We start from the raw sequence: 26,996 nt of genomic DNA on the forward strand, positions 1-26,996 counted from the left end.
CCAGGCAAAACTTGCGGGAAGGATAACGCCCAGTCCTGGTACGGCAAGACAATGCCTCGGAAACATTCGCTGACGCGATGCCTGCCTCCAGTAACAGATCGTCTTTCTGGGACGCGGATTGAGTGTTCGGCGGGGAGCCCTATTCAACCAGTAACACGCGCCGCTTGCGTTGCCCCACATCTGTGCTGTCGGGCTCACCCCCTTTATCAGTGATCAAAGTATCTGGCGCCGAACGCTCCACTTGTCTACCAACGCTGGCTCAGCTTCATGGAAGATGGCATTGCGGGAATGATCACGCGTCCTGCTGCGCGATAGCATTGCGCACAGACTGCAAGGCTTCACGCGGCCGGCCCGACACAAAAATGCGGACCGCACGCAAGATGTGGCGGCCAAGCCGGGGCATGAAAAAGTAAAGCGCTATAGGGTATACAAGCGCCCCCAGAATGATGGCGGCAGTCAAATGGAGAAGTGGATGCTCCCCAGACGGCACAAATGCCATGAACAACCAGACAGCGATACCCATAACACTCGAGGCAAAAAAGGCCGAAGAACCGGCCAGTATCTGGCGCATGACAGAGAACCCAACCACGCGCTGTATCAACCACGTGCTGAGCACCAATGTAATTGCGTGCTTCGCCAACAAGCTGAATGCAATGGCAACGATGCCATACTGATAAGTGAACGCGAGCAGAACTGCAGTGAGGATAATCGAAGTCAGCGTGATCCATGCAACCACATCAGGCCGACCGACACCGCGGAACACGCCGAGAATGATGGAGTTGATCGGTGCCCGCAGGCCGATGATCACGTAGATCTGGAAAATCGGAACACTCGGTGCCCATTGTTCACCGAACACCAGCGGAATCGCAGACGGGGCGACAACAAATGCGCCCAGGAACGTCGGATAAGCAAGGAGGGCCGCCATTCGGATTGCGCTGTCCATCGCCTTGTGAAGCGTTTCGCGATTGTCCTGCATGGCAGAGGCGACGGGCATCGACACCGCAGCAAAAGGTGCGACCAGGGCCTGGGCCGCCTGCTGGTAGAGGCGGTCTGGCAGATTGAAGACTCCCAATGCGTGGGACCCAAGCGTCATGCCGATCAGCGTCTTGGGCAGCATCTTGTCGAAGGTTTGCAGGATTTTCGAGATCCCATTGGCCAGGTTGAACCGGATCAATTCCTGGAAATCAAACCAGCTGGAGCGCGTATCGGGTACCCACTTTGCGAAATAGAGAAAACCGCAAACCCGAACCAGCCGGCGAGACAATTCCATTCCGACCAGCGCCCACTCATTGCGCCACAGCAAGGCCAGGATGATTCCGACAATCGGAGCGATCACAGCTCCCAGAATATCGATGACGGTGATTTCCTTGTAGCGCAGATCCCGCTGCAAAATGGCGGACGGCACAGATATGATGGCACCGATCGGAAGAATGGCCCCCAACACGACAATCATAGGCACCACGGATGGTTCATTGAAAGCTGCGGCTATGCGGGGCGCCAAAAGAGTCAGCAACGCCCACAAAACAATGGAGAGCATCACGGACTGCAAGAAGACCGAATTGATGTGACCAGGCCGCAATTCCTTACGCTGAACAATTGAATCTCCCAGCGTTCCGGAGGCAATGACTTCCGGCAACACCACGGACATGAGCGCCATCACAAACAAGCCGTAGTCTTCCGGAGTCAGGATCCGGGCAATGATGACAATTGAAAGGAACGACCCGATCAGCGTGGTCCAGTTCGCAATCGCGTTCAGCGCGACTGCCTGTCCGGCCTTTCGAAGCAGGTTGGCAGCCATCAAAAACTCCGCGCCGTCATGGGCTTAACTTCTTGTACTGGGGGATGAATCCCCCACGAGAATATGTGGGTAGGGGGCGATCAAACCTATAACGAATGAAGCAAGCTTGAATGCGAGCAATGGTTTGCCCGATTGAAGAGCAAAACGTACCCGCCAGGCCATCGCACGAGCAGCAGCAGCGGCCATCTGCTTACCAACCGGAGACGCGTGCTTGATATCAAAGAAGAGCTTTTGCACGTCCCGGTCCAACAGGTATTCATCGCATCCATACTTGGTCATGAACATTTGCCGCAGGTCTGTGATCTCTTCCCTTGTCAGCGGTGGATCGGAAATGCGGGCCGCGCTCTTGAAATCCTCTCCAGCCTCTTTCCAGTAGTTTTTTCTGCCCATCACGATACCGCGACGGATCAATGCCCGTCGAGTCATGCCCGCCCCGGTCAGGGAAACATTCGTCGGGAGGTATTTGCCAAGCGGCAGAACCTGGAACGTGCCTGCGAAAATCTTCCGGTCGTTTTTCTGCCAGACAGCATTTCTCTCTGCTACCTCAACGACCTTGCCGGCGGTTCCGCGTGGCAGGTCATGCTGGCGCTGATGGAAAAGGATGCGCTCTGTGGGTGCAGGCCGGCCGTGCTGCGCAAGGCGTAGCAGCATGTCGTAATCCTGCGATCGGATCAGCGATTCATCAAATGGACCGGCCTTCTGATAGAGAGACCTCCGCACCAGCATACCGGGCTGGTGAGCGAACATGTCGAGCAAAGTCTCGAACAGGAAATCTTCCGGTGGGCTTTTGCGCCAGTATCCTGTGTCTTTCCACGTCACCTGTCCGTTCGGTTGAACCTCGAAACGGTCGTGCCGGCCATAGGCAAAATCGGCATCCGGGTCTGACGCCAGAAGCCCGAGCAATGTTTCCAATGCGTCCGGTTCTGCGATGTCATCATCGTCGAACACCCAGATCAGGTCGCCTTTCGCCACGCCCAGGGCCTTGTTGAGGGCAGCCGACTTTCCCGAATTGTCCTGATTCAGGATCCCGATTTCATTTTTGTAAGGCTCAAGGCGTTCGATCGTGTCGTCAGTCGACCCGTCATTGATGACTATGATTTCATCAGGCCGGCGCGTTTGCGCCAGTATGGAGTCGAGGGCCTCCACCAGAAACGCTGCCCGATTGAACGTTGGGATCAGCACGGTTACTGAATTCGCGGACATGGGTCTTCCTTCAGGACGATCAGGTTTCCTCAGTCTCAGGCCGCCCATGACTGGCATCGGTTTTGCTGGAGAAGGAACAATATTGGCTCCGTCATACGATGCCCAACCTGCAACCTGCATGCCAGACAGCACGGGCAATTCAGCGCAGGGGCCGAAAGGAATCACACCGCGTCGCATTCATTAAAAGTGACGGAAAATGGCGCACCCGGAGCGATTCGAACGCCCGACCCCCAGATTCGTAGTCTGGTGCTCTATCCAGCTGAGCTACGGGTGCCTGCCAAAAGGAAGGCGGACACATACAGTCAGCCCAAACGGGATGCAAGTCTGTTTTCCTGCCCTTCTGCAGCGGAACCGGGAAACTATTCCCCGGTATGCCCAGCGCCGTCAGGCTCGCTGGGCAACCTGTCATATTCCGGGCGATGGGATGACGGCGTATCCAGGTCCGGTTCGATGCCTGTCTCACCGGAAATCCAGTCTGCATAGGCCGAAACCCGGGCGTAAATGCCCGGGCTATCCTGACGGGCACAACCAAGACCCCAGCTGACGACACCGACCTGTACCGGTCCGGCTTCCCATGTGCGGGCGACGAGCGGGCCGCCGCTGTCTCCCTGGCAGGAATCCGTTCCACCGGAACCCGCGCAGATCTGTAGTGCCGGATCGATGCTCACCCCTGAAAATTCCTCTTCCAGCCCGTATTTATCGATGAGAGTGGCGATCTGCTGGTTGCAGGTCTGCTGATCGACAGGCGGTACAATCCCTTCCATCAGCGCAAGGCTCGGAGCACTGACGTGCCGGCCAGTACGGTTGAAGCCCTCTTCCCGGGTACCTTGTTCCTCCGTGTTGCCATACCCTGCGACCACGACTTCGGTCTGTGTGTCTTCCGAATCAGGTGCCCGGCCCGTCAGCCCATCGAGACGGGAGAGCGGCCCATCCCAGCGCCCGGCAATGTGTATGAGCGCAAGGTCGTTACCCCGCTCGGCATGGCCTGACTCGTAACCCGGGTGGATGACAATCCGGTCTATTGGAAACGTGGCATCCCTTGGTGTCTCCACCAATGTACCGGCACCAATGACGACCTGAAGTGGACCGAACCTTTTCAGGTCTCCGCGGAGGTCCGGCAGGTACTGGGCGGCGCGGCCGGTCTCTGTTTCGACCCGCACTGTTTCCACGCAGTGGGCTGCTGTCAGGGCCCATTCCGGGGAAATCATGGAGGCACCGCATTCGTGATAAATGTTCCGGCCCTGTTGAGACTGGAGCGAGACAATCCCCGGCCAGTCTTCCGGATCAGCCTCCCGGCCGCCGACGACGCAAGCCGTCGCGAGCGCTATCGCACCAATGGCAGGACCCCACTTGCTGGCCCCCTTCCAGACTGGTTTCATTCGGAAACGTCCTCCCCTATTTCGTCCCCTCAGGTCACGGCGCCGGTTTGCTTGCGCGCCTCATGCACCCCTCGCGTTATCGCGCGGGCCAGTGTCGAAGCCGCCAATTCTCCGATCCGTGTCACCGTCAGCGGATCTGGAACCGGCGCGTCACTTACGGTTGATAACACGAATACCGCGTCTCCGTCGAAGGGGGCAAAAACCGGCCTGATTGCGCGTGAAAAGCCGGACAGCGCCATCTGGGCAACCCGCTGGGCCTGCGCAGGCGTCAACGCCGCGTCAGTCGCAATGCAGGCGATGGTCGTATTCTGGCCGAGGACCGGATTGGCCTTGGCGGCGCCCCAGTCTTCCGGGTCCATGGAATAATCTGTGGGGGGGCGGCCGCCGCCGAATTCACCCTCCAGTTCATAAGGCCAGGCCCAGTAGGCATTTGTGCCGGGCATCAGGACGGATCCGAAACTGTTCACGCAGGCGATGGCACCGACCGTGAACCCTTCTGTGGTGACGATGCTGGCCGATCCCGTGCCTCCCGGATGTTGACCCGCTCGCGCACCATATCCGGCGCCTGCCCTGCCAAGTTCGAAATCCTTGTCTGCAGAATTGAATGCTTCCAGACCCAGCGTCGCATAAGGCGCTAGCCCGTCCCATGTCTTGTCGCCACCATTCGCCAGGTCATAAAGAATGGCTCCGGGCACAATCGGAGTCGGTGGGACACCCGGCCTATCGACCAGGCTGAACCCGCGGCCAGCCCGTTTCAGGCCAGCCATCACACCATCTGCGGCGCCAAGCCCAAACGCACTTCCACCGGACAGGAAGACCGCATCGACCCGGTCAACCATGGCCCCGGCGGAAAGCAGATCCGTTTCGCGTGTGCCCGGTCCACCCCCGGCAACAGCACAGGCGGCAACCACGGGCGCTTCCGGGAGGATCACGGTGACTCCCGTCGCAACACCGGCGTCCTGTGCCTGCCCGACGCGCATACCCGCGATATCGGTGATGAGATTCCGTTTCCCGGCTGTTGTCGCCATTACAATGTCCTGTCGGTCTTTCCCTTTGGGATTCCCTCTCTTAAGGTCCGCCGCGACTCACGCAAGCCAAGGACACTGCCATGAAGATCGCCCGCCCCCTCCTTGCCGCCCCCTTCCTCGCCGCCCTCCTCCTGTCGGCCTGCGCAGCGCCCGGCGAGAAACAGGATGTCCCGGCAACCGAAGCGGCTCAGAGCGCGGCGGACGCAGCCGCCAGCCAAACCGCAGAAGCCGCACCGGAAACGACAGACGCGAATGAATGGACAAAGGGCGCCATGGTGGCAGCGGCGAATCCCGAAGCCGTGGAAGCCGGTCTTGAGATCCTGCGAGAAGGCGGCACGGCCGTCGATGCGGCCATCGCAGTGCATGCCGCGCTTGGACTTGTCGAACCGGAAAGCTCAGGCATCGGCGGTGGCGGGTTCATGGTCTATTACGATCATGCCAGCGGCGAGATCACCGTATTTGACGGACGCGAGCGCGCACCTGCCGCGGCGACGCCGGAATATTTCATGAAAGACGGTGAGGTGATGGACTTCATCTCCTCCTGGCAGTCCGGCCGGTCTGTCGGCGTGCCGGGCGCAGTCGCCCTCTACAAATCGGCTCATGATGCTGCCGGCAAACTGGATTGGGATGATCTCTTCCAGCCTGCCATCACGCTCGCAGAAGATGGCTTCGTGGTGGAACGCAAGCTCGCCGCCACGCTGGCCAGCGATCGCCTTCAGCAATTTGTCCGGCTTGACGACCTTCCGGAGTCTTCAGCCTATTTCTATCCGGACGGCGTACCGCTGGCGGAAGGCTCGATCAAGACAAACCCGGCCTATGCCGAAACGCTGAAGCGGATTGCGACTGAAGGCCCGGCCGCCTTCTATACCGGAGAGATCGCTGAATCGATAGCCTATGCCGTCTCACATGATCCGTCCCTGCCGGGGGCCATGACGGTGGAAGACCTCGCCAATTATGAAGTCGCCGTTCGTCCGGCCCTCTGCGGTGTGGAGCCGGATGGCTACAAGGTTTGTTCGGCCCCGCCGCCCTCTTCCGGCGGCGTGACCCAGAACATGATCCTCGGCCTGTATGATCGCCTGAAGCCAACCAGTGACGCAGACGCGACCGAGGAAGCCTTCCTGAAAGCCTTCGTCGATGCCCAGCGCCTGGCTTATGCCGACCGCGACCATTATGTGGCCGACGCAGACTTTGTCCCGGTTCCAGCTGCTGAACTGATCGATCCGATTTATCTGGATGTCCGCGCGACTGAGGCCTTCGCCCCGGATGAGCACGCAACGCCGGGTGACCCGGGAATCGCCCTTGGCCGCGGCCCGATGCGCCAGATGTGGGGGGAAGATCCGACTGACCATCGTCCGGGCACGACACATTTCTCGATCATCGACCCGTACGGCAATGCGGTCGCAATGACGATGACCGTCGAAGCGGCGTTCGGGAACTCCGTCATGGTTCACGGCTTCATGCTGAATAACCAGCTGACAGACTTCTCGCGTGAACCCACAAAAGGCGGCAAGCCGGTCGCCAACGCAGTCGCTGGCAACAAGCGCCCGCGTTCGTCCATGTCTCCGACGCTGGTCTTCGATCCGGATGGCGACCTTTTCATGGTTACCGGTTCACCGGGCGGCAACTCCATCGTCGCCTATGTCGCCAAGACGCTGGTCGGCGTGCTCGAATGGGGAAAGTCGGCTCAGGAAGCCATCAATTTGCCAAACATCATCGCCCGCGGTGATATCGTGGGCGTGGAGGTTGACCGTGAAGGCGGACCGGAAGCGGCCGCAGCCCTCCGTGAAGCGGGCTACAATGTCGAAGAGCGCCAGGGTGAAAATTCCGGCCTGCACGTCATTGTCGTCCGCGAGGATGGCCTGGAAGGCGGGGCGGATCCGCGTCGTGACGGGGTTGCGCTCGCCCTCGAATAGAGGGTTGCGCCTCATCCGACATGGCCAAGCTCTATTTCTCCTACGCCGCCATGAATGCGGGGAAATCGACCATCCTGCTTCAGGCGGCGTACAATTATCGTGAGCGGGGGATGGATGTCCTCCTGCTCACCTCCGCCCTCTACAAGGACGATGATGCCGGCCACATTTCGTCCCGTATCGGCATCAGCGCAGATGCAACGCTGTACACAAACGAAACGGATCTTTTCTCGCTCGTCAGGGAGAGACAGGCCGAGCACCGGATTGATGCGATCTTTGTGGATGAAGCCCAGTTCCTGACGAAGGAACAGGCCTGGCAGCTCGCGCGCGTGGCCGATCATCTGGATGTGCCTGTCCTGGCATACGGCCTTCGTACAGATTTCCGAGGCGAACTGTTTGAAGGTTCCGAGGCTCTGCTCGCCATCGCGGACTCGCTGCGTGAAGTTCGCACGATCTGCGAATGCGGACGCAAGGCGACCATGGTCGCGCGTTTGGGGCCGGACGGAAAAGCCGTGACCGAAGGCGATCAGGTCTCCATCGGCAAATCGACCTATATCTCGCTCTGCCGCAGGCACTGGGAAGAGAAAATGGGCCGGCTCCCTCCCGTCTAGCGGTCAATCAGCATGCAAGCTGCGCCGTGAGCGCATCAGCCAGCAAACGGCCGGATGGCGTCAGCGACAGGATACCCCGGTCGAACGTTACCCACCCCTGATCCACGAACACGCTTATCTTTTCACGCGACACCGGCCGACGGGAAACGGCCTCGATACGCGCAACGTCAATGCCATTCGCCGGACGCAGCCCCATGGCTAGCAATTCCTGCGCGATCGCATTTGCATCAAGCCGCTCTGCATCGCCCCAGCCCGAGCCGAGCGTTTGCACGTTTGCCATGTAGACTTCAGGGCGCCGATGCGCCTCATAGGCATACCGGTGTCCGCTCACCGTCACCCGGCCATGCGCACCGGGCCCCGCGCCGATCCAATCGCCACCCTGCCAGTAGATCATATTGTGCACGGACTGGTGCTGCGGTGACATAGCGTGATTTGAGACTTCGTAGGCAGGCAGGCCTGCCTTCTCCAGAATGTCCTGCGTCAATTCGAACATATCGGCCTGGTCATCGTCCGACATCGGATTGATCTGGCCACGCCCGACCGCCAGGCCGAAAGCTGTGCCTTCCTTGATGGTCAGTTCATACAACGAGAGATGCGGCATGCCGAGAGCGAGGACGTCTTCGACTTCCCTCTGCCAGTCATCCGCCTGCTGGTCCGGCCGGGCATAAATCAGATCGACGCTCACAGACGGGAACACGCGCATGGCTCTTGCGACACTGGCCCGTGCACCCTCGGCATCATGATCGCGCCCGAGGAAGGCCAGCGCGGAATCGCGCAATGACTGGACACCGACGGATATCCTGTTGACCCCGGCACTTCGGAGGCCGGTAAGGTCCGCCCGCATCACGTCATTCGGGTTGGCTTCCAACGTGACTTCCGCGCCCGGTTTCACGCCGAACACATCATCTGCCACCGTCAGAATGCGTTCCACATCTGCCGGTGCCAGCAGTGAGGGCGTACCACCGCCGAGATAGACCGAGTCGAGCGCGCCATGCTCCGGCATGCGTTGGCGGTGCTCACGGATATCGGCACAGATCGCATCGACCAGCAGCGACGGATCACGATCCTTGGCGGCGTAGACGTTAAAATCGCAGTACGGGCAGATGCGGGTGCAGTATGGCCAGTGAACATAAAGCCCAAACCCGAAATGCGGACCGAAAGGTTGCAGAGCCTCGTCAGTCACGGCAGCAGGGCCGCTTTCAGTTTGCGGAATGCGTCGGCGCGATGGCTCATCGCATGTTTCCGCTCCGGGTCCATTTCTCCGAAGGTGATGGTTTCGCCGTCCGCGACGAAGATCGGATCGTAGCCGAAGCCCTTCTCCCCTCTCGGCGGCCAGACCAGTTCCCCATGGACTTCGCCTTCGAAGACTTCCTCATGCCCGTCCGGCCACGCCACGGCGAGCGCGCAGACGAACTTGGCAGACCGGTCGGAATTGCCTGCAGCCTGCAGTTCCTGCTCCACCCGGGCCATGGCGACACCGAAATCTCGTGGCTCGCCCGCCCACCTGGCCGAATAGATTCCGGGCGCCCCATCCAGCAGTGTGACCGACAATCCGGAATCGTCCGAAAGCGCCGGCGCGCCTGTTTCAGCCGCCGCGGCGCGCGCTTTCAGCAGCGCATTCCCCGTGAAACTGCTTTCAGTTTCTTCCGGCTCAGCCAGATCCAGGTCAATTGCAGAGACGACTTTGAGCCCTAAGGGCTCAAACAAGTCCTTGAGTTCACTCACTTTTCCCTTGTTGTGAGTGGCGGCAATCAACTTGCCGGAGGCGAGGGTGCGATGTGTCATATTTCGCCCTTCTGAAATGGTTCCATTCTTGCTTTCGTCACAAATACCTATATCGTTATTCGGTAAGAGCTTGCACGGAAGCAACGCTCGACCCGGCATAGATCATCCAGCGGAAAGGATGAAGAGAAGAAGGCATGACAGGCAAAACGCGCAATTCGATGGCGGCGATCATGACAGTCCTCGTCACTGTCGTCATGTGGATGACGGCTGCCATTGGCGCCATCGTTCTCCTGGCGGGTGGCATCGAACTCGTTTCGATGCTCTCCGGTTCACCCATCAGTATCGGCGCCATCAAGGTCGACGATCACGATATCTCCGTTCCTGAGCTCGCCGCCGGCCTCGTCGGCGTGCTGGTCGTCGTCTGTGCGGTTGTGTTCGTGAGCCTCGAGCTGCGCAAGATTCTGGCAACGCTGGCCGCAGGCGACCCGTTCGTGCCTGACAATGCTGACCGCCTCACCCGTATCGCAATCGCAATCGCCATCACTCAGTTGATGCGGTACGTGATTGCCATATTTGTGGGTTTGATGGTGACCGGTACATCGCTTGAATTTTCCGTAGACCTCATCGCCTGGGCGTCCGTCGCCGCCCTTTTCATTCTCAGTCAGGTCTTCCGGGAAGGCACCCGCCTTCGCGATGAAGAAAAAATGACCATATAGGAGGGCCCCATGTCCATTCGCGTGACCCTCGATCGTGTCCTGCTAGACCGCCGCATGTCCCTGACGGAACTGTCGGAACGCGTCGGCGTGACCCTAGCCAATCTGTCCATCCTCAAGACCGGCAAGGCGAAAGCCATCCGCTTCTCCACGTTGGAGGCCCTTTGCCGCGAACTCGGCTGCCAGCCGGGCGACATCCTCATCTTCGATACGGAAGATGACGGCGCTGCCGAACGCGTGGCGGCGGAATAGACGCGGACCTTTGCGAAAGGAGGCCTTCATGCAGAATGACCTGTTCACCTCCGGCGATGTCGTCTCGATCCGGTTCGGCGGCGTCCTCCGCCATTATGGCGTCGTCACCTCACGCGGAACCGTGATCTGCAATTCTCGCCTTCATGGCGGCGTGGTCGAACAAAGTTTCGAAGCCTTTGCCGCCGGACGTGATGTACGCCTGCACGACCGCTACAGCGATCTCGATGGCTATCATGTCGAGCTGCGCGCCCGGCGTCATCTCGGCAAGGACTACGACTTGTTCGGGTCCAATTGCGGCCATTTCGTCCGCCATGCCCACCGCCGCAAGCCAACCCCGATGCAGGTCGCTGCGGCTACTGTCCGTACGGTCGGTGACATGCTGGGCGGGCCGAAGCGCCGCTACTGATCGATCTGGCTCAAGCGAGCGCAGCCCGCTGGGCGGCAAAGAGTTCGTTACAGCCCTTTTCCGCAAGTCGGAGCATTTCATCCAGTTCGGCACGCGTCAGCGGACGCTCTTCGCCCGTACCCTGCACTTCGATGAAACCGCCGTCCGAACTCATGACGACATTCATGTCGGCCTCACCTGCAGAGTCTTCCGGATAATCCACGTCCAGAACGGGATGGTCCTGAAAGACGCCGACAGAGATGGCCGCGGCCTGTTTCATGATCGGGTTGGCCGGGATCACGCCCTCATCGACGAGATATTTGCAAGCGAGCGACAGCGCGACAAAGCCGCCGGTAATTGAGGCTGTCCGTGTGCCGCCATCGGCCTGAAGCACATCGCAGTCGATCGTGATCTGGTTCTCGCCAAGTGCAGCCAGATCGCAGACCGAACGCAGCGAGCGGCCGATCAGGCGCTGGATCTCCTGAGTCCGGCCGGACTGCTTGCCGGCTGCAGCCTCACGCCGGCCACGTGTATGTGTCGCCCGCGGCAGCATGCCGTACTCCGCCGTTACCCAGCCGCGCCCCTGCCCTTTCATCCAACCCGGCACCCGGCTTTCCCAGCTGGCCGTGCACAGGACATGGGTGTTGCCGAACTTGGCAAGGCACGAGCCCTCAGCATAACGGGTCACTTCGGTCTCAAGGACAATCTCCCGCAACTGGTCAAAAGGGCGGCCTGACGGGCGGACAAGCTGGCTCATTGGGGACCTCCTGTTTGGTGCCACGCCTGATTGCGGGTTTTGCCGCACCTGTCTACACCGGATCGCCTAGGGAACAGAAAGCGGGGTTCATGACCAGCGACATCACGATTGCGCGGGGCGCCAGGAAAATGCCGATCGATCAGGTCGGCAAGCTGCTTGGCGTGGATGCCCAGGATCTGATTCCATACGGGAACGACAAGGCAAAAATCGGTAGCCACTACCTGGCCAGCCTGAAGCAGAAAAAGGATGGCAAGCTCATCCTCGTAACGGCAATCAACCCGACCCCGGCAGGAGAAGGCAAGACCACGACATCAATCGGCCTTGCCGATGCCCTGCGGCGCCTGGAAAAGAACGCCCTGCTCTGCCTGCGCGAGCCGTCGCTCGGTCCCTGTTTCGGCATGAAGGGTGGCGCAACAGGCGGCGGCCGGGCGCAGGTCGTCCCGATGGACGACATCAACCTTCACTTCACCGGCGACTTTCACGCCATCACATCTGCGCACAACCTGCTGGCAGCGTTGATCGACAATCATCTGCACTGGGGCGCAGAGACCGGACTGGAGCCAACGCGTGTCGCCTGGCGCCGCGTGCTGGACATGAACGACCGCAACCTGCGCCAGGTCGTGACAGGCCTTGGCGGCTCGGGCAATGGCGCGCCGATGGAGTCCGGTTTCGACATTACAGTCGCCTCGGAAATCATGGCCATTCTCTGCCTCGCCAAAGACGCGCAGGATATGCAGGAACGGCTGGAACGGATCGTGGTTGGCTACAAGCGCGGACGTGTACCGGTGACAGCGAAGGATATCGGCGCGGTCGGCGCGATCATGGCGCTGCTGCGTGATGCCCTGCTGCCGAATATCGTGCAGACGCTGGAGAACAATCCTGTTCTGATCCATGGCGGACCGTTCGCGAACATCGCGCATGGCTGCAACTCCGTGATCGCAACAAAAGCCGCGCTGAAAATGTCGGACTATGTCGTCACCGAAGCCGGCTTCGGAGCAGACCTCGGCGCAGAGAAATTCTTCAACATCAAGTGCCGCCAGGCGGGGCTGGCCCCATCCGCAGCCGTGCTGGTGGCAACCGTCCGTGCCTTGAAAATGCATGGCGGCCTGTCGCTCAAGGAGTCTGCTTCGGTCGGCTATGGTGCACTCGAGGCGGGGATGGCGAATCTCGGACGCCACATCGAGAACCTCCAGAAATTCGGTGTGCCCGTCATTGTGGCCATCAACCGGTTCACGTCCGATACGTCCAGCGAGCTGGCGGCGGTCGAAGCCTATTGCCACGGCCTTGGCGTGCCGGTGTCGGTGTGTACCCACTGGGCCGAGGGCGGACGGGGCGCGGAAGACCTGGCCCGAAAAGTCGTCGACACAATCGACACCAGGCCGGCAGAGTTCAGTTTGCTCTACCGGGACGAAGCCCCGCTGCTGGAAAAGATCGAAACCGTGGCCCGCGAGATCTATCGCGCCGAGCGGGTCGAAGCGTCCGACAATGTCCGTGCCGCGCTGCGGCGAATGGAAGAAGCCGGATTTGGCCGCTTGCCGGTCTGTATGGCAAAGACGCAGTACAGCTTCTCCACCAATCCAAAACTGGTCGGCGCGCCGGAAAAACACGTCCTGCAGTTGCGGGAGGTGCGCCTGTCGGCAGGCGCCGGTTTCGTTGTCGGGATCTGCGGGGACATCATGACGATGCCCGGACTGCCCCGGCATCCTGCGGCCGAGGGGATCTCCCTCAATGCCGACGGGGAAATCGAAGGCCTGTACTAGCTGACGGTGTGAAGCCTATTGAATGCAGGCCACCGGCCCCCTATCCATTTTCGTATGCAACCGCATCCGGACACACAATCGCTGATGCAGCGCCTCGACCAGCGCTCGCGGGACATTTTCCGCGAGATCGTCGAGGGTTATCTGGCGACCGGAGAGCCTGTCGGCTCGCGCACCTTGTCCAAAGGCAGTATCGCCCTCTCCCCCGCCTCGATCCGGAACGTGATGGCGGACCTGACAGACCTCGGCCTGCTGGACGCCCCGCACATCTCGGCCGGACGCGCGCCCACCCATATGGGCCTGCGCCTGTTCGTGGATGGCTTCCTTGAAATCGGAGAACCCGCCCGGACCGATCGTCAGGCCATCGACGACCGCCTGAAATCTGCCGGAGCCGACTTCGAGAATGTCCTCTCTGAAGCCTCCGATATTCTTTCAGGCCTTGCGGGCGGCGCGGGCCTCGTCTCTTCGCCGAAGCGCGATGCTGCTGTCCGCCATGTCGAATTCCTGCCGCTCGGTCCGCGTGATGCGATCTGCATCCTGCTGACCGAAGATGGCGATGTCGAAAACCGCTTCATCCAGGTGCCGGAAGGCCTGCCTTCGACAACCCTCATCGAAGCGGGCAACTACCTCTCCACCCGCATGAAGGGCCGCACGCTCGCCGAAGCGGCGCAGGATGTGCGCGAGGAGCTGAGTTCCCGCCGGGCGCAGCTGGACGTGACCGCCGCCGGCCTTGTCGAACAGGGCCTCGCCCAATGGAGCGGCGAAACGCCCGGCCGGGGCCGCTCGCTGATCGTGCGGGGCCGCGCGAACCTGCTGGAAGACGCCAAGGCCGCAGAGGACCTCGACCGGGTCCGCCAGCTGTTCAATGAACTGGAGCGCCAGCAGAACGTGCTGGATATCCTTGATACAACACGGGAAGCCGGCGGGGTGCGACTCTTCATCGGCTCCGAAAACCAGCTTTTCCCGCTATCAGGTTCAAGTGTGATCGTGGCGCCCTATATGGGTGGCGGAAAACAGGTCATCGGCGCCCTTGGCGTGATTGGGCCGACGCGGCTGAATTATGCAAGGGTGATCCCGATGGTAGACTATACAGCGAAGGTCGTGGGCGAGATCCTTTCCCGCCGCCGCGCCAAGGACGGAAAATGATGAGCGACGAAGCGAAGACTGAAGACACCGAATCTGTCGGAACGCCGGAAAGCGCTGCCCCGGCAGAGGCGACGCCGGAAGATACGATCCTCCGCCTCGAAGCGGATAAGGAAGAGATGCGCGGCCAGCTGCTGCGCACGCTGGCTGACCTCGAAAACACGCGCAAGCGCGCCCAGAAAGAGGTCGCCGACGCGCGCGTCTACGCGATCGAGAAGTTCGCCGCTGACCTGCTCAGCGTCTCCGACAACCTTGCCAGGGCCCTCGCCGCCCTGCCGGATGGCGATCGCGATGCCCTTTCGGAAGCTGGCAAGAATTTGCTGGGCGGCATCGAGATGACCGAAAAAGAGCTGCACACCGCGCTCTCCCGTAACGGCGTCACCGTGATCGCCGCCCTGCCCGGCGATGCCTTCGACCCAAACCTGCACCAGGCCGTGGCGAACGTGCCCTCCCCGCAGGCGCCCGGCACGATCCATGACGTGTTCCAGACCGGCTGGAAGATCGGCGACCGCGTCCTCCGCGCCGCGATGGTCGCCGTCAGCGCAGGCTCGACGAACTAGGTCCCGATTTTCAGACAGACTCCGGAAGCATCGTCCCTGCGCGGGATGTCGCCGTTGGCGGCTCGGCGCGGACCCAGGCGCGTTCGTGCAGCGTGTAGGCGGCTGTCTGCACCAGCGGTTCGATCAGGCCGATGGCCAGCGCGGCGTGCCAGCTGCCGGTCAGGATGAAGGCCACTGTCATCGCCACAGTGAGGTGCATGAGGCTGTAGGTCATCGTCTTGCATGCATGAAACGACATCTATTGGATAACTCCCGCTCCAGACCATGAAGAACACCATGAACAGACCATTTAAAGACCATGAAGACCGCCTGTTCTTCCTTTCAATCTGGCCCAAATGCGAATGACTCTCAAATAAATCCTGCAAGACGCTGCCATAGGCGCGATCTATGGACGCAATCCGCAGCCAGACATGGAAAAGGCGTCGCAGGCCTCTTGTGACGCGTCGAAATTTCCCCATATCCCAGACCGAAAGGGCGAACAGGTTCAAACCCTCCATTCGCCTACTCAAAACGTCACTTGCAGAGCTATCTGCCTTGCGGGGCTGCTGAGCAGACCGCGCGAACGGGGCAGGTGGCGGCTAAAGGAGAGAGAGACATAGTATGAGCAAGATTATTGGTATCGACCTCGGGACCACAAACTCCTGCGTTGCCGTCATGGAAGGCGGCCAGGCGAAGGTCATCGAGAACGCAGAAGGCGCGCGCACGACCCCGTCCGTGGTTGCCTTCACCGAAGGTGGTGAACGCCTCATCGGCATGCCGGCACGCCGTCAGGCCGTGACCAACCCCGACTTCACTTTCTACGCCATCAAGCGCCTGATCGGCCGTCAGTTCGACGACCCGACCGCGCAGAAGGACAAGGCCATCTCGCCCTTCGAGATCGTCAAGGGCCCGAATGGCGACGCATGGGTCAAAGGCCGCGACAAGGACTACGCCCCGCAGGAAGTTTCCGCCTTCATCCTCACCAAGATGAAGGAAACCGCAGAAGCCTATCTGGGCGCTGAAGTGACCCAGGCCGTCATCACGGTTCCGGCCTACTTCAACGACGCCCAGCGTCAGGCCACGAAAGACGCCGGCAAGATTGCCGGCCTCGAAGTGCTGCGCATCATCAACGAGCCGACGGCAGCCGCCCTCGCCTACGGTCTCGACAAGGGCGAGAACAAGACGATCGCCGTCTACGACCTTGGCGGTGGTACGTTCGACGTCTCGCTGCTCGAAATCGGCGACGGCGTGTTCGAAGTTCTTTCGACCAATGGCGACACCTTCCTCGGCGGTGAAGACTTCGACCTTCGCATTGTCGACTTCCTCGCCGAAGAGTTCAAAAAGGATCAGGGCATCGACCTGAAGACTGACAAGCTGGCCCTCCAGCGTCTGAAGGAAGAAGCCGAGAAGGCCAAGAAGGAGCTTTCGTCCGCTTCGCAATACGAAGTGAACCTGCCCTTCATCACGGCTGACGCAACCGGTCCGAAGCACCTCAACATCAAGCTGACGCGCGCCAAGTTCGAAAGCCTGGTCGAAGACCTCGTGAAGCGCACTATTGCGCCGTGCGACAAGGCTCTCAAGGATGCCGGCAAAACGCCTTCCGAAATCGACGAAGTTGTTCTGGTCGGCGGCATGACCCGTATGCCGGCTGTGCAGGAAGCGGTGAAGAAATTCTTCGGCCGTGAACCCCACAAAGGTGTGAACCCGGATGAAGTGGTTGCCATCGGCGCCGCGATCCAGGGCGGCGTCCTGCAGGGCGACGTGAAGGATGTTGTCCTTCTCGACGTGACCCCGCTGTCGCTGGGCATCGAAACCCTCGGCGGTGTGTTCACCCGCCTGATCGACCGTAACACGACGATCCCGACCAAGAAGTCCCAGGTCTTCTCGACCGCTGACGACAACCAGCCGGCCGTGACGATCAAGGTCTTCCAGGGCGAGCGCGAAATGGCTGCAGACAACAAGATGCTCGGCCAGTTCAACCTCGAAGGCATCCCGCCGGCCCCGCGCGGCGTGCCGCAGATCGAAGTGACCTTCGACATCGACGCCAACGGCATCGTGTCCGTGTCCGCCAAGGACAAGGCCACCGGCAAGGAGCAGGTCATCACCATCCAGGCCGATGGCGGTCTCTCGGAAGACGACATCAAGGGCATGATGGCAGACGCCGAAGCCAACGCCGGTGCCGACAAGGCCCGCCGCGAACTGGTCGAAGCGAAGAACCACGCCGAAGCCCTGGTGCACCAGACCGAGAAGCAGCTCGAAGAGCATGGCGACAAGGTCTCCGAAGATATCAAAGGCGAGATCGAGAAAGCCGTCGGTGAGCTGAAGGAAGCTCGCGAAACGGAGAACCTCGCAGATATCCAGGCCAAGCATCAGGCCCTTATGTCTGCTGCCATGAAACTTGGTGAGGCCATCTATGCCAGCCAGCAGGAGGCCACGGCCCATGCTGACGCGGCAGCGGATGCCGCCGCGGATGGCGACGATGTGGTCGATGCCGATTTCGAGGAAGTCGACGACGCCGACAAACAGTAATCCGTCAGATAACGGAAAAGAAAAGCCCGCCGGATCGCTCCGGCGGGCTTTTTTGTTTCTGGCTGCCGGTGTCGGCTTAGTCCATCACGATGACGACTTTGCCCTGGGCGCGGCGTTCCGTCAGCTCAAGGATGGCATCGGCCGACTTCTCCAGCGGATAGGTGTTGGAGACGTGCGGGCGGATCTTGCCGGCGGTGTAGAGCTCGAACAGCTCCTTGACGTTCTGCGCGTGCGCCTTCGGATCGCGGGCGACCGCCGCGCCCCAGAACACGCCGCGGATATCGCAGCTTTTCAGGAGGGTCAGGTTCAGCGGGATCTTCGGGATGCCGGCCGGGAAGCCGATCACGAGGAAGCGGCCTTCCCAGTTCATCGCACGCAGGGATGGTTCGGCATAGTTGCCGCCAACGCCATCATAGATGATGTCCACGCCGCCGCCGGAGATTTCCTTGATGTCGTTCGAGAAGGCCTTCATGCCGTCCTTGTCGAGCTCGCGGGCATAGACGAGGCCTTTATCTGCGCCCTTGCCGAGGCAGAAATCGACCTTCTCCTGGCTGGAACAGGCCGCGATGACTTCGAGGCCCATGGCCTTGCCCAGTTCGACCGCCGCAATGCCGACACCGCCGGCTGCGCCGAGGACGAGCAGCTTCTCGCCTTTCTTGGGGTCCGCCCGGTCCTTCAGCGCGTAATAGGACGTGCCATAGGTCATCATGAACGCCGCCGCCTCAGCGAAAGGCATGTCATCCGGGATGGGCATCACGGAATGGGCCGCCGCGACGGCGAGTTCCGCCATGCCGCCATTGCCGATGGACGCGAGCACGCGGTCGCCCGGCTTCACATGGGTGACCCCTTCCCCGACCGATTCGACATAACCGGCCACTTCGCCGCCCGGGCTGAACGGGCGCGGCGGTTTGAACTGGTACATGTCCTTGATCATCAGCGAGTCCGGGAAGTTCACCCCGCACGCCTTCACGCGGACCAGAACCTGGTTCTTGCCGAATTCCGGCGACGCCACCTCTTCGAGGACCAGAGTTTCCGGTCCGCCGACTTCTTTCGACAGCACAGCTTTCATGAGCGCGCTTCCCTTCCTGTCTTGTTGTTTGCTGCGCCAGACGGTAGCGGTGTGGCCTTCATAATCCAAGCCTGACGTAAGGGAGTTTTACCAGCTATGGCGAGGAAATGGGCCATCGCCCTGCATGGCGGCGCCGGACCGGTATTCGGGCGCGACTATTCACGCGAAGAGACACACATGGCCGAGTTGCTGCGCGAAGGCGGCAAGCGGCTATCCGCAGGCGTGGCCGCGCTGGACGTCGTGGAGGCCATGGTGGCAGCGCTGGAGGAGTCCGGCCTGCATCTCGCCGGAAAGGGCGCAGCCCCCAATACGGACGGGCGATATGAGCTGGACGCGGCCATCATGGACGGGCGCACACGCAATGCCGGGGCCGTCGCGGCCCTCTCAGGCATTATCAGCCCCATCGCCGCGGCCCGCATCGTCATGGAGCGTACGCCGCATGTCCTGATCGCAGGCGAAGGCGCCTGGGCGCTGGCGACCGAATATGGCCTGCCGGAAGTGCGCGACCCGGACACCTATTACCAGCCCGTGGAAGAGCGTTGCCTGCTGCCGGCCCGGGCCATGGGCACGGTCGGCGCCGTCGTGCTGGACCAGTATGGCGACCTCGCCGCCGCCACCTCTACGGGCGGTGTGAAGTCCAAGACGCCCGGCCGTGTGGGCGATACGCCCCTGATCGGCGCCGGTACCTGGGCGGATGAGCGCTGCGCCATCTCCTGTACGGGCCTCGGCGAGTATTTCATCCGCGCGGCCGCTGCCGCAGACGTCTCCGCCCGCATCCGCTATGGCGGTGCGTCGCTGGAAGACGCCGTTCAGGGCGCGCTGGACGATGTGAAACACCTCGGCGGCGAAGGCGGCATGATCGCGGTCGGCGCCGACGGAACGCTGATCGCAGGCTCCAATTCCGGCGGCCTGAAGCGCGGCCTGATGGACGCCGACGGCCGGTTCGAAGTGGCGACCTTCGCATGATGATCGCCGGATGGATCGTGCTGGGCGTGACGGGTTTCGCCCTGGTATGGGCAGCGCAGATGCGGATGCTGATCTCGGTCTCGCTGCGCCGGGCGCTGGCGGACAAATTCGGCGGCGACTATCGAGACCCCGCCTTCCGCGTGGCTGTTGCCTCCTCCGGCAAGACCGACACGCCGGGCGAGCACCTCGCCTGGCTGATCGAGACCTACCCTGCCCAGCTCGCGCAATTGCGCCTTGCCCGCCGGGTGACCTATACAGCGCCCATGGCCATTCTGCTCTCCCTCGCTTACCTGCGCTTTGTCGCGAATGCGTTCTGAACCCATGCGCGGTTATTTCGCCATCGGGTCGGAGCGGATCTCCAAGGCCATGAACCTCGGCGCGCTGATGCGCACCGCGAATGCGTTCGGCGCGAGCTATTTCTTTTCCATCGACGCAGAGCACCGCCTGCGGGCGGCCTACGCCGCCGATACATCAAAGACGGCGGGGCACATCCCCTACTACCAGTACGACACGATCGACGAAATGCAGCTGCCGCGCGGCTGCCAGCTGGTCGGCGTGGAACTGACGGACGACGCCGTGATGCTGCCGACCTTCCGCCACCCTGTGCAGGCGGCCTATATTCTGGGGCCCGAACGCGGGAGCCTTTCACCGGAAACGATCGCCCGCTGCGACCATGTCGTGAAGATCCCGACAAAGTTCTGCATCAATCTCAGCCTTGCCGGCGCGCTGGTCATGTATGACCGCCATCTTGCCCTTGGCGCCTATGCCCCGCGCCCGATCATGCCGGGCGGCGTTACGGGCGATGGCAAGCTGCCGGGCTGACGCTGTCCCTGAACCCCGCACAACAGAGGGGTTCATCCGGCGCTCACACCTTCTGTGGCAAGGTGCTCATATCGAACACAGCCGCAAAAGCCCGTCTCATTCAGTTTGCCGAAGTTTGGCCTTAACTCTATGACACCTAGACTGGCGGCAGAAACCGAACCGGATGAGACGATCGTACAGAAGATGCATTCACTTATGACCCCTTCCCTTCGTTATTCAGGTCTCCGCCTTTCGGGCCTGCTGGCCGCCGCATTCCTCCTCGCCGCACCGCTCGCTTCCGCCGAACCAGCGGCTGTGGGCCGCTACAAGGACTGGTCGGTCTTCACAGATACGACCGGCGGCGAAACAATCTGCTACGCGGCAACCCCGGCCACCGACAAGGCGCCGAAGAATGCCGACCATGGCGATGTCTGGTTCTATGTGACGAGTTGGAAATCCAGCCGGGCTCGTAACCAGCCGAGCCTCAAGGTCGGCTATAACCTCCGTGAGGACATGGCCCCCAAGGCACAGGTCGGACGGTCCAGCTGGACGCTCTTCGCCGTGGGCCGCGAAGCTTTTGCCGATGATTCAGATGATTCCCGCATTGTCACGGCACTGAAGAAAGGATCGGAACTGCGCGTTCAGGCCGTTTCGGCGCGCAACACGCAGGTCGCCTATCACTTCTCGCTGAGCGGGTCTGCTGCCGCCATCGACAAGGCTGCCGCTACCTGCCGCTGAGGCGTCAGTCCGGCAGGACGAATTTCTCCGGATGTTTCCCTTCAGCCTCGCGATAGTGCGAGACGATCTTGGCCATGTCGGCGTCGATGTCGCCGCCAGTCATCATCGGGCCTTCAAAGCGCATTTCCTTCGTCCCGAAATCCAGCACCGCAATCAGCATCGGCACATCCGCTGACTTCGCAATATGCCAGAAGCCGGTTTTCCAGTCGGCATTGGCCTTGCGCGTGCCTTCCGGCGAAATCGCGAGATGCAGGGAGTCTGCCGCGTCGAAAGCCTCGCGCATCTGGGCAACGACATCGCTGGATTTCGACCGGTCGACCGGGACGCACCCGGCCCGGCGCACCAATCCGCCGAACGGGCCGGAGACAAGCGAAGCCTTTCCCATCCAGCTGAGCTTCTGCCGGTACCAGCCGGCGATGGCGAGCATCAGAAGGCCATCCAGATTGGATGTGTGCGGCGCTGCGATCACGACCGACTTCGTGACACCCGGCCAGTCGGTTGCGACATGCCAGCCAGCGGCTTTCAGGAACAGCCAGGAAAGGCCGCGGACCCCTTCGGAGAAAGCGCCGCGAGACGGGCCGGACAGGCCGAATGTTCCGCGCGCATGCTGCACAGGGGCACTTTCCTTCTTCATGACAGTCCCCCCTCCCCCCGGCTTATAGGCGTTCCGGACACAGAAGTCGCGCCGGTTGTCATCGGTCGCCAAAGAAAAAGGCCAGCCGGAAGCAACCGGCTGGCCCTTCTGTGTTCCCACACCCTCTGCAGGGTGCGGCAGCTCAGTTGCTGCCCTAGGATGTGACTGGCGTCAGGATGATCTCAACGCGGCGGTTGGCACGCCGGCCTTCCTCGGTCGAATTGTCTGCAATTGGATTGGCAATGCCCATGCCGGTCGCCTTGAGGCGGACCGGGGCGACGCCCTGACCGATCAGGTAATTCTGGACCGAGACTGCGCGGCGCTTCGACAGATCGAGATTATATTCAGCCTTGCCTTCCGAAGAGGCGTAGCCGACCACATCGACGGCCGTCGATGGATACTCAACCAGAGTTGAAGTGACATCGTTCAGCGTCGCATAGAAGTCTGGCTTGATCGTGGCGCTGTCGAAATCGAAGGTGATGCTGGACGGCATGGTTAGGGCAATCTGGTCGCCCTGGCGCTCAACACCGATTCCGGTGCCGGCGGTCTGTTCGCGCAGGGCGCGTTCCTGCTTGTCCATGTAATCACCGACGGCAGCGCCGGCGATGGCGCCCACTGCTGCACCGATTGCAGCATTGCGGCCGTCGTCCCCGCCCGCGAGCGTACCGGCTCCGGCTCCGAGGATCGCGCCGGCGGCAGCGCCGGTCCAAACGTTGCGGCTGGGCCCTTCCGCACAGGCGGCGAGCATTGAGACAGCACAGACGGCAATGGCGAGACGTTTCATAATATCAGCTCCATATCTGGATCAGCCCACTTATCGGGACGCGTATCTACGCGCGGCGGAGACATATGTTCCGCTGATGGCTTTTTGAGGGCGGGCACATGAACTCCTTGTGAACCATAGGTGTGCTGGTGGTTTCCGCCTGTCACCCAACCGTGATATAGGCCCCGCGAAATGAAGATCGAACTGGACCTCTCCCGCCGCCCTGATGCGGCGCCTGCTGTCCCGCCGTCCCTGGCCGGGCTGAGCCTCTCTGCGCTGAAGGCGGAGATGGAGGCGATGGGCGTCGATCCGAAGAAATCCGGCATGCGTGCAAAGCAGCTGCGCCGCTGGATCCACCATTTCGGCACACAGGATTTCGCCGACATGACCGATGTCGCGAAAGAGCTGCGGGCCCAGTTGGCGGAGCGTTACATCCTGACCCGCCCGGAAATCGCCGATCATCAGGTAAGCCGTGACGGGACCCAGAAATGGCTGACCCGGTTCGGACCCGGCATCGAGGGCGAAAGCGTCTTCATTCCGGACGTCGGCAAGGCCGGCGCGCTCTGCGTTTCAAGCCAGGTGGGCTGTACGCTGAATTGCACCTTCTGCCATACGGGCACGCAGAAACTCGTCCGCAACCTGACGGCACAGGAAATTGTTGCACAGGTTCTGATCGCGCGGGACGAATTGGGCGAATGGCCGACATCGACGGAAAACCGCCGCCTGACCAATATCGTCTTCATGGGCATGGGCGAGCCGCTCTACAATCTCGACAATGTCGCTGAAGCGATCGACACGATCTCTGACGGCGACGGCATCGCCATCGGGCGGCGCCGCATCACGGTCTCGACCGCAGGTGTTGCACCGAAGATCCCGGAGCTTGGCCACCGCACCAATGCGGCGCTCGCCATCTCGCTGCACTCGACGAATGACGACCTGCGCAACGAGATCGTGCCGATCAATCGCAAATACGATTTGCAGACCCTGTTCGAAGCGATCCGCGCCTATCCGGACCTCAGCAACTCCAAACGTGTGACATTCGAGTATGTGATGCTGAAGGGCGTCAACGACACGCTGGCCGAAGCGCGTGACCTTGTCCGCTTGCTGAAGGGTGTGCCGGCGAAGATCAACCTGATCCCGTTCAACCCCTGGCCGGGCAGCCCTTATGAATGCTCCGACTGGGAGACGATCGAGGAATTTGCCGAAGTGTTGAACCGGGCCGGCTATGCCAGCCCGATCCGTACGCCGCGCGGCCGCGACATCCTTGCCGCCTGCGGACAACTACGCTCCGAAAGCGTCAAGAAATCGGCTGCCGAAAAGCGCCGTGAAGCGCTGGAAGCCGGCAGCTCAGGGCAAAGCTTAACGTAAGCCTGCCGTGAATAAATCAATTCATCCGGATTGCTGACCCCAGCTTAATCCAGATCCGCCAATCTGTTCCCGGAAATCCGGTCAACAGAACGCGGTGGGTTGAATCATGCAGGCAGTACAGATGACGGGCGCCTCGCTTGCCCGGCGCGCAGGCGCGATGCCTTTCATAGCGACGATTTTCCTGTCAGCCGGTCTCGTGTTCCTGGTCCAGCCGATGTTCGCAAAAATGGCGACGCCGCTTCTTGGCGGGGCGCCTTCAGTCTGGAACGTATCACTGGTCTGCTTCCAGGCGGCCCTGCTGGCCGGATACGCCTATGCGCATTTACTGGCACGCATTCCGAGCGTGAAAGTTCAGGTCGGCCTTCACGCGGTGCTTCTACTGATGGCGAGCTTCTGCCTGCCCCTGTCGATCAATGGGTTGTTCGGCACACCGGACACGACGCGCCCGGCCCTGTGGCTGATCGGAACCTTTTCCATCTCGATCGCGCCCCCATTTGCGGTCATCTCCGCAACGGCACCGCTCATACAGAGCTGGTACGCGCGGTCCGGCCGCCCCGATGCCGCAGATCCCTATCATCTCTACGCCGCCTCCAATGCCGGATCGCTGATCGGCCTGGCGGCATATCCGCTGCTGATGGAGCCCTTTACTCAGCTGGGCACGCAATCGACGATCTGGTCGCTTGGCTACCTGGCACTTGCCCTCCTGTTGATTGCCTGCGGATTCCTGACGGCCACCAATCGCGCGCAAGACGCGACCCCGCATGCGGAAGCCGAGGGTACGCAGCTGTCCATGCAGTCTGCAGGCGTATGGAAAGAGCGCCTCACCTGGCTCGCCCTGTCAGCCGTCCCCTCTGCCCTTCTTGTGGGGGTCACCGCCCACATCTCCACCGACGTCGCCTCGGCGCCCTTCCTGTGGGCACCGCCGCTGATGGCCTATATCGGCACGTTCATCATCGTCTTTTCCGTCCGACCTGTCATTTCGCACCCGACAGCGCTGACCTACACACCATATGCCGTTGCCCTGGCGGCTTTGCTGATCATCGGAAACGGCATTATTCAGCTTGGCCTTCTGGCCAGACTTGCGACGCACATCATCGCCCTGTTCCTCGTTGCCCTTTCGCTGCACGGGGAGCTTGCTGCCCGCCGGCCGAATGCAAGCCGCCTGACGGAATTCTACCTGCTCATGTCGCTGGGCGGCGTGATCGGCGCAGCTTTCTCCAGCCTCATCGCGCCAGTCATCTTCAACGGGGTCTATGAATATCCGGTCCTGCTCTGCGCCGCACTGTTGCTGCTGCCTTCAGCGGATTCCTGGGGGAAAGCCTGGCAACGCAATCGCATGCTGCTTGCCGCAGTTGCCGGCATTGCCATTCTTGCCGTGGTGCTCCCTGCTTCAGGTGGTGCGCTGCCACGGACCGTGATGTTCTTCGGCGCCACGCTCTGCATAGCGGCTGCAGCCTTCTTCCGTATACGGCGCCTGGTCCCAGCGGGGGCAACAGCCGCGGCCTTCCTGCTCGGCGGAGCTGCACCTGGCGATCAGGTCGTGGCCAGTGAACGCGGCTTCTTCGGACTTGTACGGGCAATCGAAATCCATGACAGCAATATCCGCGTCATGGCGCATGGCACGACCAATCACGGCAGCCAGCGACTCAACGGGACCGGTCGTCCGGAACCTCTGACCTATTATCATGTGAAGGCGCCCATCGGACAGGTCTTCGCCGAAATGGCGCCGGAGCTGGACAATGTTGGCGTCGTCGGTCTCGGCGTCGGATCCGTTGCCTGCTACCGCCAGCCCGGCCAGACCTACACCTTCTTCGAGATCGACCCGGTCGTCGTCCACATGGCGCAGGATCCGTCCCTCTTCACGTTCCTCTCGGATTGCGCACCGGAAGAGCGGATCGTTCTGGGCGATGCACGCATCACGCTCGGCGACGATCCGGCTGGCGAGTTTGACCTGTTGCTGCTGGACGCTTTCTCATCCGATGCAATTCCGGCGCACCTCCTGACCCGGGAGGCAATGGCGCTCTACCTGTCCCGCCTGTCGGAAGATGGCATCATCCTCTTTCATATCTCGAACCGTCACATGAACCTCGCCCCGGTCGTCGCCCGCACCGGCGCCGCCGAAGGCGCGGCGATGCTTCAGCAGTTCTTCGTGCACAATCCGGACGATCCGTCCGAGGACGGGGCGACATCCAGCTTCGTCATCATGCTGGCCCGCACGCCGGAAGCGCTGGATCGTTTCCGAACCGACCCGCGATGGACGACGCTCGAGGCCGATGGGAAACGTCCATGGACCGACGATTATTCGAACATCGTCGGCACGCTCTACGAGACCCATTTCGGACGCTATCCGATACCGCGATCAGCAACGGTGAATGCACGCCGCGACCCGGACAGCGAACAGGGCAGCCATTAGGGGAAACCGGGCGGTCTCCCGGCTATCCCGCCGGCAACGTTCCTAGTTGCCCAGTTTCGAAATGCGTTCCTGCGCTTCGGTCAGGATGTCCGCGACCACCTTGCGGCGATCAGGGTCTTCCGGCTGAGCCCGAACGGCTTCACGTACCGCATGGCGCAGGCGCCACATGGCTCCGCGTACATCGAGCGGGTCTTCGGGCCGGTCACTGTCCAGCAGGTCGGCAAGTCTCAGCTCGATCCGCGCCAGCGTTGCCGCGTCGGCGTCCAGTTCGGCTTCGCCTTCTTCGGTCAGCCTGAATGACCGCCGCGCCCCATCGGCTTCGGCCTGAACCCACCCAAGATCCAGCAACGCTTCCAGCGCCGGATAGATCACGCCGGGGCTTGGCACATAGGCGCCGCCAGTCCGGGCCTCGATCTCGCGGATGATCTCATAGCCGTGGCGCGGTTCCTCCGAGATCAGCTTCAGCATCAGGAGGCGCAAATCGCCATGGTCCAGCGGGCGGCGGCGGCCGCGTC

The 26,996-nt window shown here is 61.5% G+C and carries 27 protein-coding genes and 1 tRNA gene; 15 read left to right on the plus strand and 13 right to left on the minus strand.

All coding sequences use genetic code 11. The features are described 5' to 3' along the window. Window positions 1-292: 292 nt before the first annotated feature. The 5 genes from R3C98_RS02295 to R3C98_RS02315 form a co-directional block, all read right to left on the minus strand. Complete coding sequence (locus tag R3C98_RS02295; RefSeq protein WP_371312496.1) at window positions 293-1,798, minus strand: lipopolysaccharide biosynthesis protein; 1,506 nt, start codon at window positions 1,796-1,798, stop codon at window positions 293-295. Between the two features lie 24 nt (window positions 1,799-1,822). Next, window positions 1,823-3,001: a glycosyltransferase gene (locus R3C98_RS02300; RefSeq protein WP_371312497.1), complete on the minus strand. Its 1,179-nt coding sequence runs from the start codon at window positions 2,999-3,001 to the stop codon at window positions 1,823-1,825. 197 nt (window positions 3,002-3,198) lie between these two features. After that, window positions 3,199-3,275, minus strand: a tRNA-Arg gene (locus tag R3C98_RS02305). Window positions 3,276-3,360: 85 nt separating this feature from the next. After that, window positions 3,361-4,380 carry a serine protease gene (locus tag R3C98_RS02310; RefSeq protein ID WP_371312499.1) on the minus strand — a complete coding sequence of 340 codons (1,020 nt, stop codon included), beginning with the start codon at window positions 4,378-4,380 and terminating at the stop codon, window positions 3,361-3,363. A gap of 29 nt (window positions 4,381-4,409) precedes the next feature. Further along, window positions 4,410-5,408, minus strand: coding sequence for a P1 family peptidase (locus R3C98_RS02315; protein WP_371312500.1), 999 nt, complete (start codon window positions 5,406-5,408; stop codon window positions 4,410-4,412). Window positions 5,409-5,488: 80 nt separating this feature from the next. On the opposite strand from R3C98_RS02315, the gene ggt reads away from it, so the two are divergent. Both ggt and R3C98_RS02325 read left to right on the plus strand, forming a co-directional pair. Next, window positions 5,489-7,321: a gamma-glutamyltransferase gene (gene ggt, locus R3C98_RS02320; RefSeq protein WP_371312501.1), complete on the plus strand. Its 1,833-nt coding sequence runs from the start codon at window positions 5,489-5,491 to the stop codon at window positions 7,319-7,321. Window positions 7,322-7,341: 20 nt separating this feature from the next. Further along, the gene (locus R3C98_RS02325; RefSeq protein ID WP_371312503.1) at window positions 7,342-7,929 is read left to right on the plus strand and encodes a thymidine kinase; all 588 of its coding nucleotides are present in this window, start codon (window positions 7,342-7,344) and stop codon (window positions 7,927-7,929) included. Window positions 7,930-7,936: 7 nt separating this feature from the next. Here the strand turns inward: R3C98_RS02325 and hemW are convergent, their stop codons facing one another. Both hemW and rdgB read right to left on the minus strand, forming a co-directional pair. Continuing rightward, window positions 7,937-9,112: a radical SAM family heme chaperone HemW gene (gene hemW / locus R3C98_RS02330; RefSeq protein ID WP_371312504.1), complete on the minus strand. Its 1,176-nt coding sequence runs from the start codon at window positions 9,110-9,112 to the stop codon at window positions 7,937-7,939. Then, window positions 9,109-9,714 (minus strand): RdgB/HAM1 family non-canonical purine NTP pyrophosphatase, encoded by a 606-nt coding sequence (rdgB, locus tag R3C98_RS02335; RefSeq protein WP_371312505.1) that lies wholly within the window; start codon window positions 9,712-9,714, stop codon window positions 9,109-9,111. Before rdgB ends, hemW begins: the two co-directional genes overlap by 4 nt. Before the next feature lie 134 nt (window positions 9,715-9,848). Between rdgB and R3C98_RS02340 the strand changes: the two genes are divergently transcribed. The 3 genes from R3C98_RS02340 to R3C98_RS02350 are packed head-to-tail and all read left to right on the plus strand — an operon-like array spanning window position 9,849 to window position 11,025. Continuing rightward, on the plus strand, window positions 9,849-10,370 hold the full coding sequence (locus tag R3C98_RS02340; RefSeq protein WP_371312507.1) for a DUF2975 domain-containing protein: 522 nt from the start codon (window positions 9,849-9,851) through the stop codon (window positions 10,368-10,370). A gap of 9 nt (window positions 10,371-10,379) precedes the next feature. Beyond that, a complete protein-coding gene (locus R3C98_RS02345; RefSeq protein WP_371312508.1) occupies window positions 10,380-10,619 on the plus strand; it encodes a helix-turn-helix domain-containing protein in 240 nt (79 codons plus the stop codon). A 28-nt stretch (window positions 10,620-10,647) separates the two neighbouring features. After that, window positions 10,648-11,025: a hypothetical protein gene (locus R3C98_RS02350; protein WP_371312509.1), complete on the plus strand. Its 378-nt coding sequence runs from the start codon at window positions 10,648-10,650 to the stop codon at window positions 11,023-11,025. Between the two features lie 10 nt (window positions 11,026-11,035). Here R3C98_RS02350 and rph read toward each other — a convergent pair whose 3' ends face one another. After that, entirely contained in the window at window positions 11,036-11,761 is a 726-nt protein-coding gene (rph, locus tag R3C98_RS02355) for a ribonuclease PH (RefSeq protein WP_371312510.1), read from the minus strand. An 89-nt stretch (window positions 11,762-11,850) separates the two neighbouring features. Between rph and R3C98_RS02360 the strand changes: the two genes are divergently transcribed. The 3 genes from R3C98_RS02360 to R3C98_RS02370 all read left to right on the plus strand — a co-directional run bounded on the left by R3C98_RS02360 (window position 11,851) and on the right by R3C98_RS02370 (window position 15,221). Continuing rightward, entirely contained in the window at window positions 11,851-13,521 is a 1,671-nt protein-coding gene (locus R3C98_RS02360; RefSeq protein WP_371312511.1) for a formate--tetrahydrofolate ligase, read from the plus strand. Between the two features lie 84 nt (window positions 13,522-13,605). Next, the gene (gene hrcA / locus R3C98_RS02365) at window positions 13,606-14,664 is read left to right on the plus strand and encodes a heat-inducible transcriptional repressor HrcA (RefSeq protein ID WP_371312512.1); all 1,059 of its coding nucleotides are present in this window, start codon (window positions 13,606-13,608) and stop codon (window positions 14,662-14,664) included. Continuing rightward, window positions 14,661-15,221, plus strand: coding sequence for a nucleotide exchange factor GrpE (locus R3C98_RS02370; RefSeq protein ID WP_371312513.1), 561 nt, complete (start codon window positions 14,661-14,663; stop codon window positions 15,219-15,221). Before hrcA ends, R3C98_RS02370 begins: the two co-directional genes overlap by 4 nt. A gap of 10 nt (window positions 15,222-15,231) precedes the next feature. Here R3C98_RS02370 and R3C98_RS02375 read toward each other — a convergent pair whose 3' ends face one another. Further along, window positions 15,232-15,459, minus strand: coding sequence for a DUF2061 domain-containing protein (locus tag R3C98_RS02375; RefSeq protein ID WP_371312514.1), 228 nt, complete (start codon window positions 15,457-15,459; stop codon window positions 15,232-15,234). 362 nt (window positions 15,460-15,821) lie between these two features. Between R3C98_RS02375 and dnaK the strand changes: the two genes are divergently transcribed. Continuing rightward, on the plus strand, window positions 15,822-17,729 hold the full coding sequence (dnaK, locus tag R3C98_RS02380; RefSeq protein ID WP_371312515.1) for a molecular chaperone DnaK: 1,908 nt from the start codon (window positions 15,822-15,824) through the stop codon (window positions 17,727-17,729). Window positions 17,730-17,805: 76 nt separating this feature from the next. Here the strand turns inward: dnaK and R3C98_RS02385 are convergent, their stop codons facing one another. Then, window positions 17,806-18,798 carry an NADPH:quinone oxidoreductase family protein gene (locus tag R3C98_RS02385; protein ID WP_371312516.1) on the minus strand — a complete coding sequence of 331 codons (993 nt, stop codon included), beginning with the start codon at window positions 18,796-18,798 and terminating at the stop codon, window positions 17,806-17,808. Window positions 18,799-18,894: 96 nt separating this feature from the next. Between R3C98_RS02385 and R3C98_RS02390 the strand changes: the two genes are divergently transcribed. The 4 genes from R3C98_RS02390 (at window position 18,895) to R3C98_RS02405 (ending at window position 21,303) form a co-directional block, all read left to right on the plus strand. After that, window positions 18,895-19,764, plus strand: a complete 870-nt coding sequence (locus R3C98_RS02390; protein ID WP_371312517.1) for an isoaspartyl peptidase/L-asparaginase family protein — start codon at window positions 18,895-18,897, stop codon at window positions 19,762-19,764. Next, window positions 19,761-20,081 carry a hypothetical protein gene (locus R3C98_RS02395; RefSeq protein WP_371312518.1) on the plus strand — a complete coding sequence of 107 codons (321 nt, stop codon included), beginning with the start codon at window positions 19,761-19,763 and terminating at the stop codon, window positions 20,079-20,081. The genes R3C98_RS02390 and R3C98_RS02395 overlap by 4 nt, the downstream gene beginning before the upstream one ends. 4 nt (window positions 20,082-20,085) lie before the next feature. Then, on the plus strand, window positions 20,086-20,586 hold the full coding sequence (locus R3C98_RS02400) for an RNA methyltransferase (protein ID WP_371312519.1): 501 nt from the start codon (window positions 20,086-20,088) through the stop codon (window positions 20,584-20,586). Between the two features lie 195 nt (window positions 20,587-20,781). Next, on the plus strand, window positions 20,782-21,303 hold the full coding sequence (locus R3C98_RS02405) for an invasion associated locus B family protein (RefSeq protein WP_371312520.1): 522 nt from the start codon (window positions 20,782-20,784) through the stop codon (window positions 21,301-21,303). A gap of 4 nt (window positions 21,304-21,307) precedes the next feature. Here R3C98_RS02405 and R3C98_RS02410 read toward each other — a convergent pair whose 3' ends face one another. Together R3C98_RS02410 and R3C98_RS02415 are read right to left on the minus strand one after the other, a co-directional pair. Then, window positions 21,308-21,937 (minus strand): 1-acyl-sn-glycerol-3-phosphate acyltransferase, encoded by a 630-nt coding sequence (locus R3C98_RS02410; protein WP_371312521.1) that lies wholly within the window; start codon window positions 21,935-21,937, stop codon window positions 21,308-21,310. A 154-nt stretch (window positions 21,938-22,091) separates the two neighbouring features. After that, window positions 22,092-22,721, minus strand: a complete 630-nt coding sequence (locus R3C98_RS02415) for an OmpA family protein (RefSeq protein WP_371312522.1) — start codon at window positions 22,719-22,721, stop codon at window positions 22,092-22,094. Window positions 22,722-22,892: 171 nt separating this feature from the next. Between R3C98_RS02415 and rlmN the strand changes: the two genes are divergently transcribed. Both rlmN and R3C98_RS02425 read left to right on the plus strand, forming a co-directional pair. Next, window positions 22,893-24,068 carry a 23S rRNA (adenine(2503)-C(2))-methyltransferase RlmN gene (rlmN, locus tag R3C98_RS02420; RefSeq protein ID WP_371312523.1) on the plus strand — a complete coding sequence of 392 codons (1,176 nt, stop codon included), beginning with the start codon at window positions 22,893-22,895 and terminating at the stop codon, window positions 24,066-24,068. Between the two features lie 106 nt (window positions 24,069-24,174). Then, a complete protein-coding gene (locus R3C98_RS02425) occupies window positions 24,175-26,481 on the plus strand; it encodes a spermidine synthase (protein WP_371312524.1) in 2,307 nt (768 codons plus the stop codon). Window positions 26,482-26,523: 42 nt separating this feature from the next. On the opposite strand, the gene R3C98_RS02430 is transcribed toward R3C98_RS02425, so the two are convergent. Continuing rightward, on the minus strand, window positions 26,524-26,949 hold the full coding sequence (locus tag R3C98_RS02430) for a PadR family transcriptional regulator (protein ID WP_371312525.1): 426 nt from the start codon (window positions 26,947-26,949) through the stop codon (window positions 26,524-26,526). Between the last annotated feature and the right edge of the window lie 47 nt (window positions 26,950-26,996).

Source organism: Hyphomonas sp., assembly GCF_041398465.1.
Taxonomy (GTDB): Bacteria; Pseudomonadota; Alphaproteobacteria; order Caulobacterales; family Hyphomonadaceae; genus Hyphomonas.